The organism is Fictibacillus sp. B-59209, from assembly GCF_036216745.1.
Taxonomy (GTDB): domain Bacteria; phylum Bacillota; class Bacilli; order Bacillales; family Fictibacillaceae; genus Fictibacillus_C; species Fictibacillus_C marinisediminis.
The window spans coordinates 399,730-412,116 of the sequence record NZ_JARMMC010000005.1; the positions used below are offsets into that span (position 1 = coordinate 399,730).

The window sequence follows — 12,387 nt, forward strand, 5'->3', positions numbered from 1 at the left end:
CCTCGAAAATGAATTTCACATTTTCTTCGTGCGATATAACGCTGCCGAAGCCTTCCTTGTCCTGCGGGAGAAGCGGGACAGGTGAGACCCACAAGCGCTAAGCGCCGAGAAAGTAGGCGCTGGCGCCGGTAAAGGCTCACCGCGCGCCCCGCGGAAAGCGAGCATCCTGAAACGGAAATCAACTACTCCTAAGAGCAACAAAGGTTACGAAAACAGCCTTTTTTATTGAAGGAAAGTATAAGATTTTGTTGGCATAGAAGCAGTGTCTAGCTTTAGCGCCCGAGGATGAAAATTGAATTCTATTTTTGTCTTAAATGATGAAATATGAGTCTTATTTCATCTTAGGTCCTCGAAGGACGAAATATAAACACATTTCGTCTTTGGGCGCTTCAGCTTTTCTTTTTAAAAATTTACAAACTTTACGAAATCTTTAATCTGACCCTTTTGTGCTTGGAAGAAAAAAATAGTATGATTGTAATGAATAAGGTGAAACGTAACTAAAAAAGGGTGGGAAAAGATGAGCCAGAAAATCATGGTAGTCGAGGACGAATTATCGATCTCAACATTATTGCAATTTAATTTAGAACAAGCTGGTTTTGAAGTGATCACCGCAATGGATGGACGAAAGGGCCTTGAATTGGCTGAAATGGAAAAACCGGATTTAATGGTTCTTGATCTTATGCTGCCTGAAATGGATGGTCTCGAGGTTTGTAAAAACTTGAGACAAAAGCAGCTTTTTATTCCCATACTCATGCTGACTGCAAAAGACGATGAATTTGATAAGGTGTTAGGATTGGAATTAGGAGCAGATGATTATATGACAAAGCCGTTTAGTCCCCGTGAAGTGGTTGCCCGGGTGAAAGCCATCCTTCGGCGTACCAAGCAGGCGGCTATTGAGGAACCTGCTCAAGAAGCAGAGGAATCGGAAAAGCTGACGATTGGAGAAGTAGAAGTTTATCCCGAGAACTATGAAGCTTTTTATAAAGGGACAGCACTTGAATTGACTCCGAAAGAGTTTGAACTGCTGGTGTACCTCTCAAAGAATAAAAACAGGGTACTCACCAGGGAACAGCTTCTGTCTGCTGTATGGAATTATGATTTTGTCGGCGACACAAGGATTGTTGATGTGCATATCAGCCACCTGCGGGAAAAAATAGAAGAGAATACAAGAAAACCGGTCTATATTAAAACCATCAGGGGAATGGGCTATAAGCTTGAGGTTCCGCAATAATGCCAGATTTTAAAAACCGGGTACTCTCTTTTTTCCTGGTTGGAATTATGCTTGTTTTTATCCTGCTTGCTCTAATTGTCGGAGGTCTGGTGCATTATAACGTAAAGGAAAAGCGTCTGCAATCTTACCAAAGTGAGCTCCAGCTTGTTTCCCTTGCTGCTGTTAATAAGGATACTGGCCTCTTGGAAAAGCAGTTGGATCGGGCTGAAAAAGATTTAGGTGGAAAACTTCTCTATTTATCTCCCAAAGGCAAAGTTTTGGCGCAATCAAAAAGTGAGAAAGAAGCTGTTCCTGATCAGCCTTTAAATGGACTGGACGAATATAAAGGCAGTTCACTGGTTTCAACGAAAGATATGGACCGTCTCGTTTATACACTGCCGGTTAAAAATCAAACATCCGGTTCACTTGAAGGGTATGTCCAGCTAGTTATTCCTGAAAAGACAGCCAACAGCACGGAGAGATCCATTTGGCTTGCCATGTCTCTTGGTTTTCTCATCAGCCTGGTCATCATACTCTTTGTCTCAATCCGTGTGCTGAATCGGATTGTTAAACCAGTAGAAGAGGCAACGAGCACAGCGAAGGAGCTGGCGAGAGGGAATTTTAAGGCAAGAACTTATGAATATAAGGGAGATGTCGGTGAACTGAACTTTTCTTTAAATGTGCTTGCAAGAAACCTTGAGAAGATGACAAAGTCCTATGAATCGCAGCAGGACCGTCTGAAGACACTGATCGAGAACATGGGCAGCGGTCTCATTCTCATCGATTCTGATGGCTACATCACGATTGTTAACCGTGCCTTTAAGGAAATTTTTAAAGAGTACACCGACTCCTGGACGAGCCACTTGTTTCATGAAGTCTTTCCATATAAAGAAATTAAAGAAATCGTTGAAGATACATTTATTATGGAAACCAACATACGGAAACAAGTCGTGCTTCCTATTCATATTGAGAGAAAGAACTTTGATGTTTACAGCGCACCGGTCCTCAACAGTCTCGGGAAGCTCCGCGGCATTGTTCTCGTTTTTCATGACATTACGGAATTGAAAAAACTTGAACAGATGAGAAAGGATTTTGTTGCCAACGTATCCCATGAATTGAAAACACCGGTCACTTCTTTGAAAGGTTTTGCTGAAACGCTGCTGGATGGAGCGGACGGCAATCCGGAAATCCGCAAAAAATTTCTTACAATCATGTGGAATGAGAGCGACAGGCTGCAGCACCTCATTCAAGATCTGCTTGATCTCTCTAAGGTGGAACAAGGATTTTCTTTGAACCTGCAAAAAGTCAGCCTGTCGACGATCGTAGAAGAAGTGATCGTCATGCTTGAAACAAAAGCGCAGGAAAAAGAGATAACGATCAAGTATTCTGCAGAAGGGAACACCATGATTGAAGGTGATTCACCGAGATTAAAGCAGGTTTTCATCAACCTTATAAACAATAGCTTAAACTACACTCCAAAAGGCGGAAGGATTACGATCCGCCTGAAGGAAAGCAGTGAAAAAGTAACTTTCAGTGTATCCGACACCGGTATTGGTATCCATAAAGAGGAAGTCTCGCGTATTTTCGAACGATTCTACAGAGTGGATAAAGCGAGAAGCAGGAACTCTGGCGGTACGGGGCTTGGCCTTGCGATCGTCAAGCACTTGGTAGAAGCCCACAGGGGCCGTATCCATGTGAAAAGCAAGCCGGGAGAAGGTTCGACATTCACGCTTGTTTTCAAAAAAGAATTTAATGATTGAATTTACAAACTATTAACACTGCATTCGTGCCAGCTTAACAGTTTATCGTTATGCTTTAAGTATCCTTTTTCAGTACCCCCTTTAAGAGAATCCATTACGGGTTCTCTCTTTTTTTGTTCTAATCTTTGAACAGACGCTGGCTGGCCAATTTTCTTTTCTTATAGCCGAATGGTACAATAAAGATTAGAAAACAACCGATCAGGGGGTATTATTTTGGCAAATAAATTAGTTTTGATTGATGGAAACAGTATCGCATATCGTGCGTTCTTCGCGCTTCCTCTGCTCAACAATGATAAAGGTGTCTATACAAATGCAGTATACGGATTTACGACGATGCTGCTTAAAATATTGGAAGATGAAAAGCCCAGCCACGTGCTTGTTGCATTTGATGCGGGGAAAACAACCTTCAGGCATAAAACGTTTACCGAATATAAAGGAGGACGCCAGAAAACTCCTTCTGAGCTTTCCGAACAATTTCCGCTGATCCGCCAGCTTTTGGACGGGTTCGGAATTAAACGGTACGAGCTTGAAAATTATGAAGCGGATGATATTATCGGCACGCTTTCTAAACAGGCTGAAAATGGTGACTGGGACGTTAAAGTCTTTACTGGTGATAAGGACTTGCTTCAGCTTGTAACAGAAAACGTCAATGTTGCACTGACCCGCAAAGGGATCTCGGAAGTAGAGGCTTATGACCTTCAACAGGTGGAAGAGAGATATGGCTTAACTCCTCACCAGATTATCGACATGAAGGGCCTCATGGGCGATCCATCCGATAACATCCCTGGAGTTCCGGGAGTCGGGGAAAAAACAGCCATTAAACTAATCAAACAGTTCGGCACTCTGGAAGAAACGCTGGAATCAATTGATCAGGTTTCAGGTGCAAAGCTGAAGGAGAAACTCAAGGACAATAAGGAACAGGCCTTGATGAGCAAAGAGCTGGCAACGATCACGCATGAGGCACCAATTGAAATCTCCATAAACGATTCTCTTTACGAAGGGTACCAAACAGAACAGCTGATTCCATTCTTTAAAGATCTTGGCTTCAACTCGCTGCTGGAACGAATCGGCGGGGACAGTGAAGAAACACAGCTGAGCGGACAGGAAAAAAAAGAGATTTCCTTTGAAAAGGCTGAAGAACTCAGTCATGAAATCTTATCATCACCTGCCGCTCTTATAGTAGAAACAACACCGGAAACCTACCATAAAGCTCCGGTCAACGGGCTGGCGATCGTAAACAGCAACGGAAAGTATTTTATTCCTGCTGAAACAGCGCTCTCTTCAGCATCGTTTAAGGAATGGGCGGAAGATGAAAGTAAAATTAAATACGTGTTTGACGCCAAAAGAGCGTACGTCGCATTGGACTGGAACGGTATTTCATTGAAGGGTGTAGAATTTGATCTAATGATCGCCTCTTATCTGCTGAATCCGTCCGAGTCCGGGGACGATGTAGCTGGAATTGCAAAACGCTACGGTATACATGACACTGATACAGAAGAAGCGGTGTACGGAAAAGGTGCCAAACGAAAGGTGCCTGAAGAAGAAATTCTATCCGAACATCTCGTTCGCAAAGCGAATGCTATTTTTTCTCTTCAGGACAAGCTTTCTGGAGAACTGAAGGAAAACGAACAGTATGAACTTTTTGCCGATCTTGAACTCCCATTATCACTGGTGCTGGGTGAAATGGAAACAACAGGAGTGAAGGTGGACGTCGGCAGGCTTCAAGCGATGGGACACGAGCTCACAGAGCAACTGAAAATACTTGAAGGAGAGATTCATGAACTTGCCGGAGTATCTTTTAATATAAATTCTCCGAAACAGTTAGGAGAGATCTTGTTTGAAAAGCTGAATCTGCCGGCCATTAAAAAGACAAAGACCGGTTACAGTACTTCGGTGGATGTGCTTGAGAAACTGGAAGGCAAGCATGAGATCATCAGGAAAATCCTTGTTTACCGCCAGCTTGGAAAATTAAGCTCTACCTATATTGAGGGGCTTCTGAAGGTTGTCGACGAAGATACTGATAAGATCCACACACGCTTTAACCAGGCGCTGACTCAAACAGGACGGCTGAGTTCAACAGAACCAAATCTGCAAAATATCCCGATAAGGCTTGAAGCGGGAAGAAAGATCAGGGAAGCCTTCGTTGCTTCAAAACCAGGCTGGAAAATTCTTGCCGCTGACTATTCTCAAATTGAGCTTCGTGTCCTTGCCCATATTTCACAGGACGAAAACCTGATGGAAGCCTTTAAAAAGGAAATGGACGTTCATACGAAGACCGCGATGGATGTTTTTCATGTGGGGATGGATGAAGTGACCTCAGAAATGAGAAGGCATGCCAAAGCAGTTAACTTCGGTATCGTATACGGAATTAGTGACTATGGCTTGTCGCAAAGCTTGAATATTACAAGAAAAGAAGCCGGAGAGTTCATTGAACAGTATTTGAAAACTTTCCCTGGTGTAAAAGAATATATGGAATCGATCGTCCGACAGGCGAAACAGGACGGCTATGTTTCAACGCTTATGCACCGCCGCCGATACCTGCCAGAGATTACGAGCAGAAACTTCAATTTAAGAAGTTTTGCTGAACGTACAGCCATGAATACTCCGATTCAGGGAACAGCGGCTGACATTATTAAAAAGGCGATGGTTGAAATGGATCAGGTGCTGAAAGACGAAAATCTGGAATCCTTGATGCTGCTTCAGGTGCATGATGAGCTGATCTTTGAGGTACCGGAAAATGAAATTGAAAAGCTGTGTACTCTCGTTCCGCAAGTGATGGAATCTGCACTCGGCCTTGATGTTCCATTAAAAGTTGATTTGAATTACGGAGATACATGGTACGACGCAAAATAAAAAAAAGAGAAGAGAAAACAGCCGATTTGGCTGTTTTCCGTTTGATTTGAGGTGAAAGATATGCCTGAATTGCCAGAGGTAGAAAACGTAAAAAACACACTGAACAGACTGGTTGGCGGAAAAACGATTAAAGAAGTTAGAGTCTTATGGAGCAATATTATTAAACATCCTGAGCTCGATGAATTCAAAATCCGGCTCAGCGGCCAGACCATAGAACATGTAGAGCGAAGAGGCAAGTTCCTTAAGATTTTTCTTGATGATGACGTTCTTGTTTCCCATCTGAGAATGGAGGGGAAGTATGCGTTAAACCAAAAGAAAGAACCGTTTGATAAACATACGCATGTTCTCTTTGAGTTTACTGACGGAAGTGAACTCCGGTACCGGGATGTCAGGAAATTCGGTACGATGCATCTGTATCCAAAAGGGGAAGAAGAACAGCGGCAGCCGTTATCCAAACTCGGTTATGAGCCTTTTTCCGCAGAACTTACTCCATCTCTTTTAAAGAAGATGTTCTCAAAGACAAGCAGGCCGGTGAAAGCAGTCCTGCTGGACCAGTCTCTCATAACAGGTCTGGGAAACATCTATGTGGATGAAATTCTTTTTGCATCGGGTATACACCCCGAACAAAAAGCGAACGGATTATCGCTGCAGCGATTAAAAAAGCTGCAGGAAAACATGGTATCGATCCTGAAAGAGTCGGTCGAAAAAGGCGGCAGTACGATTCGCTCTTATGTGAATTCCGAAGGGAAAGCAGGTAACTTTCAACTGGAGCTTTTTGTTTATGGAAAAAAGGGAGAGCCATGCAAAAAATGCGGCCGTGAAATTACTAGATCCGTTGTTGCAGGACGAGGCACTCATTTTTGCAGCAGCTGCCAAAAATAACAGTTTCCAAGCTCCTTTCATATACTACAGAACGTGGTATGAAAGGAGCTTTTGCCGTTATGGTGTCCTTTTCGATGCTCTTACTGGCGTTTGCAGTAAGTCTTGACAGCTTTGGTACGGGGCTGACGTATGGCATGAAGGAAATAAAGATTCCGTTAAAATCGGTCATTATCATTTCCTCATGTTCGGCCATTACCTTTTTTATTGCAATGGGGTCCGGCCATTTTTTAGAACGCTTTTTATCGCCGCATGCCGGGCAGGTAACAGGCGGCTTGATCCTTTTAGGTCTCGGTTCATATTTTTTGTACCAAGTAGCCAAGCCTGAAAAAAAGGCCGCGGCTGTACCTGAAGAGAAGACTATTGTAAAATTAGAAATAAAATCTCTGGGAATCATGATTCAAATCTTAAGTAAGCCGACAATCGCAGATCTTGATAAATCCGGCTCTATCAATGGCTGGGAGGCGGTCTTGCTGGGCGTCGCGCTTTCATTGGATGCTTTCGGAGCGGGAATCGGAGCAGCGATGGTTGATATGCCTCCTTTTCTTACAGCATTTACGGTAGCCTCCATGAGCTCGATATTTGTACTTGGTGGCATGAAATTAGGGTTTGCAGTGTCCAGGATTACGTGGATGAAGAAGCTTACCTTCCTTCCAGGGATATTACTGATTATTATAGGATTACTGAAAATGTAACAGGAGGATCGTAAAATCATGATCATAGGCCTGACCGGCGGGATTGCCAGTGGAAAAAGCACAGTTTCCAATCTTTTGCGGAGCTATAACATACCTGTTGTTGATGCAGATTTAATCGCGCGTCAGGTTGTGGAGCAAGGCCAGCCCGCCTACGTTAAAATTGTCGAGAACTTTGGGGTAGAAGTAATAGATGAAGAAAAGAACCTCGATCGAAAAAAACTTGGCAGCGTCATATTCAATGATACTGCCAAACGGAAGGTGCTGAATGAGATTGTTCATCCGGCTGTACGGCATGAAATGAAGAGCCAGGCAGCACATTATCTTAATGATGGATTCAGCCATGTGGTCATGGATATTCCTCTGTTGTTTGAGAGCGATTTGACCCATATGGTGGACCGCACACTCCTGATCTTTGTTGATGAAGAAGTCCAGTTCAGCCGATTAGTTATGAGAGACCACTTCACGGAGGATGAGGCAAGGAGCAGGATTGCTTCCCAGATGCCCCTTAAAGATAAAGTAAAGCTGGCGGATGCGGTGATCACAAACAATGGATCTTTGGAAGAGCTCAAAGTGAAACTGGATGCTCAGCTTAAGGAATGGAATATTATTTAGCCCTCTGTCTAGGCAGAGGGTTTATTTTTTGCCCGTTTTTATAAAATGATGTTCTTTTTTTATTTAAATATGCTATACTAATTGTAGAAAAAGAGGCAAAAAAGTATAACATATATGGAGGGAGCACACCATGAAAGCAAAAGTAGCGATTAATGGACTCGGGCGGATCGGAAGAATGGTATTTCGTAAGATGATGGAGGAAAATAACGAGTTTGAGGTTGTAGCAATCAACGCAAGCTATCCTCCTGAAACGTTAGCACATATGATTAAGTATGACTCAATTCACGGAATGTTTGATGGTGAAGTTAGTGCCCATGAAGGCTACTTAATGGTGGACGGGCAAAAAGTGCTTCTGCTTAATTCCCGCAACCCAAGAGAACTGCCATGGAAAGGGCTCGGCATCGATATCGTGATTGAAGCCACTGGAAAATTCAAAACAAAGGAAATGGCGGGCTACCATCTGCAAGCTGGAGCGAAGAAGGTTATTATTACTGCACCTGGAAAAGATGAAGACATCACGATAGTTATGGGTGTAAATGACAGCGATTACAAAGCGGACGAACATCATATCTTATCCAATGCTTCATGCACAACGAACTGTCTGGCACCTGTAGTAAAAGTACTCGATGAACAGTTCGGGATTGAATCAGGAATGATGACTACCGTACATTCCTATACAAATGATCAAAAAAATATTGATAACCCGCATAAGGACCTCAGACGTGCAAGAGCTTGCGGCCAATCCATCATTCCAACGTCTACCGGGGCGGCAAAAGCAATCTCCAAGGTTCTTCCTCATCTCACAGGAAAATTGAATGGAATGGCACTCCGAGTCCCGACTCCAAATGTATCATTAGTTGATTTAGTGGTCGATCTAAAAACGGATGTGACAGAAGAGATGGTAAATGAGGCTTTAAGAACTGCGTCTGAGGGTGCATTAAACGGTATTCTTGGATACAGCGAACAGCCGCTGGTTTCCATTGATTATAACGGTAATGAGAATTCTTCAATCATTGATGGTTTATCAACAATGGTTATTGAGAATAAAAAAGTAAAAGTGCTTGCCTGGTATGACAATGAATGGGGCTATTCTTGCCGTGTTGTTGATCTGGCAGGTCTTGTTGCTGCAGGTTTAGCTCAAAAGGCGGATATGAGGATTCCTTCATAAAACCAATAATTAAAAAAGAACGGATGGAGCCGGTTTCTGGCGCTGTCCGTTCTTTTTGTTTTTAAACAAAATCCACCCATTTTATGTCATTAGTTTTCATATGAAAATTTAGAGGGAAATTTCAAACAAATTATTGCAAATGAAAAATAAAACAAGTATACTATGATTCGTGAACTTCAAATAAAGCAAACCAAGGCGTTGGATTCTACTTAAAGGGTTAGGACCTCTTAGGACTAACTTTCCCCCGTGGTAGATGTTCAATACCGCATGCTTGAAGGCATGAAAAATTTTTAAGGGGGACTATGCTAATATGGATACAATGGGAAGACACGTAATTGCTGAACTATGGGGATGCAACAGTGAAAAGCTAAATGATATGAGGTTTATTGAAGAGACGTTTGTTGACGCTGCCCTTAAAGCAGGTGCAGAAATTCGTGAGGTTGCTTTTCATAAGTTTGCGCCGCATGGCGTGAGTGGGGTTGTTATTATTTCTGAATCACATTTGACAATCCACAGTTTTCCAGAGCATGGTTATGCAAGCATTGACGTATACACTTGTGGGGATCGTATTGATCCAAATGTGGCTGCTGATTACATTTCACAGGCTTTGGAAGCGAACAGCCGTGAAAATTTAGAAGTTCCACGTGGAATGGGTCCTGTTAAAGTTGCTAAAAATAAAGTTGCTGCTAATAAATAAAAATGAATGCTAAGTCGAAAAAGAGGTGTGTTATTTGCACCTCTTTTTTTACTTTCCGCTTTTGCATGGAGGAGTTTAGAGGAGGGGTACCATGCTTAGACAATTGCAAAATATCTTGAAGAATCATTCGGAAACTTCCGAGAACCACCAAGATCCTTTACTGCAAACCCATTATTTCAAAGCGAACCGCACAAAAGTCATGGATGCCGTTGAAGAGCTTGTCCGGCAGCAAAGCCATTATAAACTGCTTGGATCATCAAAAGAACGGGGCGAGCTATCTTTTGAAGTTACAGCTCCAAGGAAGGCTTTTGCCGTGATCACTGCGACCTCTCTCAGACCATTTAAAACGGCAGTCGATATTAATGTCACGTCTGAATCGCCGCTTCCGATCGATTTTGGATACAGCAGAAAGGTGATCCTTGCTATTAATGAAGGATTGAAAGGAAAGCTTGAATTTATTGGCACATCTCTGCTTGAAAACAATTAATTCTTGTCACATGCCCTCCTTTTGTCTAAGATAGAATTATAATAGAGGTTAATTAATTTTTGGAGTTGATCTGCTTTGCGTTGTCCGTCCTGTCAGTATAACGGTACAAAAGTGCTTGATTCTAGACCGGTCCATTCGGGGAGATCGATTCGCCGCAGGCGGGAATGCGAGTCATGCACCTATCGATTTACAACCTTTGAAACGGTTGAAGAAATACCGCTGATTGTTGTGAAAAAGGAAGGTACCCGGGAAGAATTCAGCCGTGAAAAAATTCTTCGCGGACTTATAAAAGCTTGTGAGAAACGCCCTGTACCTTTAGAAGTTCTTGAAAATATCGTGGACAACATAGAAAAGGACCTGCGGAACCAAGGGGTTTCTGAAATAAACAGCAAAGAAGTCGGCGAAAAAGTCATGGATTATCTTGCGGACACGGACGAAGTAGCTTATGTCCGATTTGCTTCGGTCTACCGGCAATTTAAGGACATCAATGTATTCATACAGGAACTGAAAGAATTAATAAAAAAAGACGAGCACTAACTTGCGTAAGACAGTACCAGTTTTACGCTTTTTTTTATCGGAATGCTTGTTTTTCTCTATAGACTTAGAAAAAAACTTTTTTTTGAAAGGTGAGAACCATGAGTGTACACTGGAAAGAAATTGTCCCGGTGGATACATATGAGGTTCAATTTAGCGGCTATCTCCATAATATAGACCGCAAAGTATTGACCATGCTGTACCAGCCGTTAATAGGCGCTTTTGCCTATAGTTTATATATGACATTTTGGTGTGATGCCGAAATGAAAACGCCAAAAGAGCAGACGCATCAGAGGCTCATGAATGTGACCCAATTTTCATTGAAGGATATTATTGCCGCCCGAAAAAAGCTGGAAGCCATCGGCCTGCTGAAAACTTATAAACGGGATAAAGAAGATTCGAGGGTTTACTTATATGAATTGCAAACCCCTCTGTCACCGGATGAATTTTTCAACGATGGGGTCTTGAACATCTATCTTTATAATCGATTAGGCAAAACAAAATATTGCGAGATGCGAGACCATTTTATTCAAGAAGAAACTGAGATGGAAGAATACGTGGAGATGACGTCATCATTTAATGATGTTTTCGTATCGCTTCATCCCTCTGAAATGACAGCAGGGACATATTCGGAAATTCAGGAGGGATCAGGCGGAAGTCTGGCAGAAAGAAAACCAGGCAATCCGTTGTCCATCACTTCTGAGGACTTTGATTTTGATTTGTTGATCTCCAGCATTTCAAGCTTTATTCTTCCGAAAGAAGTCATAACTCCTTCCATAAGGGAATCCATCCTTAAACTGGCATACGTTTACCAGATGGGACCGCTTGAGATGAGCAGGCAAATCCAAAACGCGTACCATCTTCATGGAGAGTTGACTGCCGAAAATCTCCGGAAGGAAGTTCAAAAATGGTACAGGATTGAAAACAACAACCAGCTGCCGCAGATGGCTCTCCGTACTCAGCCGCAGAGCTTAAAATCAGCTGCAGGCAGAGAGCCTGTCACAGAAGAAGAAAAAGTGATAAAATTCTTTGAAGAAGTATCACCTTTTCAATTGCTGGAACTCCAATCTGGAACAAAGCCGGCGGAAGTGGATTTGAATATTGTTACGTATCTCATGCTTGAGCAAAAAATGACTCCGGGTGTGGTCAATGTTTTGATCGACTATGTACTGAAAACCAATGATCTAAAACTTACACGTTCATTCGTCGAAAAAATTGCGAGCCACTGGGCCAGGAAAAAAGTACAAACCGTTCAGGAAGCCATGGCGCTAGCTCGTTCAGAACAGAAGAAGTACAAAGAGTGGCAGGAGCGTAAGAATACAAATTATAAGCGTAATGGAACCCAGAAAAAGAGCGCCCGTCTGCCAGACTGGCTGAAGGACGAAGAGGCAACGGCAGAGAAAAAAGAAAAGAACAATAATAATAATGAGCTTGAAGAGCAAAACCAGCAATGGCTTGAAAACCTGCTTAAAGAAATCTAAAGGGGGGAACG

Annotated in this window: 11 protein-coding genes; all 11 read left to right on the forward strand. The window is 42.6% G+C overall.

Annotated elements, in window-relative coordinates; genetic code table 11:
• The first annotated feature begins 517 nt into the window (after window positions 1-517).
• Window positions 518-1,231 carry a response regulator transcription factor gene (locus P4361_RS04420; protein ID WP_328088412.1) on the forward strand — a complete coding sequence of 238 codons (714 nt, stop codon included), beginning with the start codon at window positions 518-520 and terminating at the stop codon, window positions 1,229-1,231.
• Window positions 1,231-2,970 (forward strand): two-component system histidine kinase PnpS, encoded by a 1,740-nt coding sequence (pnpS, locus tag P4361_RS04425; RefSeq protein ID WP_091003989.1) that lies wholly within the window; start codon window positions 1,231-1,233, stop codon window positions 2,968-2,970. The genes P4361_RS04420 and pnpS overlap by 1 nt, the downstream gene beginning before the upstream one ends.
• A 213-nt stretch (window positions 2,971-3,183) precedes the next feature.
• Window positions 3,184-5,823, forward strand: a complete 2,640-nt coding sequence (gene polA / locus P4361_RS04430; protein WP_328088413.1) for a DNA polymerase I — start codon at window positions 3,184-3,186, stop codon at window positions 5,821-5,823.
• 60 nt (window positions 5,824-5,883) lie between these two features.
• Window positions 5,884-6,705 carry a DNA-formamidopyrimidine glycosylase gene (gene mutM, locus P4361_RS04435; protein WP_328088414.1) on the forward strand — a complete coding sequence of 274 codons (822 nt, stop codon included), beginning with the start codon at window positions 5,884-5,886 and terminating at the stop codon, window positions 6,703-6,705.
• Window positions 6,706-6,764: 59 nt separating this feature from the next.
• Window positions 6,765-7,397 carry a sporulation membrane protein YtaF gene (gene ytaF / locus P4361_RS04440; RefSeq protein WP_328088415.1) on the forward strand — a complete coding sequence of 211 codons (633 nt, stop codon included), beginning with the start codon at window positions 6,765-6,767 and terminating at the stop codon, window positions 7,395-7,397.
• An 18-nt stretch (window positions 7,398-7,415) separates the two neighbouring features.
• Window positions 7,416-8,009, forward strand: coding sequence for a dephospho-CoA kinase (coaE, locus tag P4361_RS04445; protein ID WP_328088416.1), 594 nt, complete (start codon window positions 7,416-7,418; stop codon window positions 8,007-8,009).
• A gap of 130 nt (window positions 8,010-8,139) precedes the next feature.
• On the forward strand, window positions 8,140-9,177 hold the full coding sequence (locus P4361_RS04450) for a glyceraldehyde-3-phosphate dehydrogenase (RefSeq protein WP_328088417.1): 1,038 nt from the start codon (window positions 8,140-8,142) through the stop codon (window positions 9,175-9,177).
• A gap of 310 nt (window positions 9,178-9,487) precedes the next feature.
• Window positions 9,488-9,874: an adenosylmethionine decarboxylase gene (speD, locus tag P4361_RS04455; RefSeq protein ID WP_053357600.1), complete on the forward strand. Its 387-nt coding sequence runs from the start codon at window positions 9,488-9,490 to the stop codon at window positions 9,872-9,874.
• Window positions 9,875-9,965: 91 nt separating this feature from the next.
• A complete protein-coding gene (locus P4361_RS04460) occupies window positions 9,966-10,361 on the forward strand; it encodes a cytosolic protein (protein ID WP_328088418.1) in 396 nt (131 codons plus the stop codon).
• A 75-nt stretch (window positions 10,362-10,436) separates the two neighbouring features.
• Complete coding sequence (gene nrdR / locus P4361_RS04465) at window positions 10,437-10,898, forward strand: transcriptional regulator NrdR (protein WP_053357602.1); 462 nt, start codon at window positions 10,437-10,439, stop codon at window positions 10,896-10,898.
• A gap of 98 nt (window positions 10,899-10,996) precedes the next feature.
• Window positions 10,997-12,376, forward strand: a complete 1,380-nt coding sequence (locus P4361_RS04470) for a replication initiation and membrane attachment family protein (RefSeq protein ID WP_091004008.1) — start codon at window positions 10,997-10,999, stop codon at window positions 12,374-12,376.
• Window positions 12,377-12,387 lie beyond the last annotated feature (11 nt).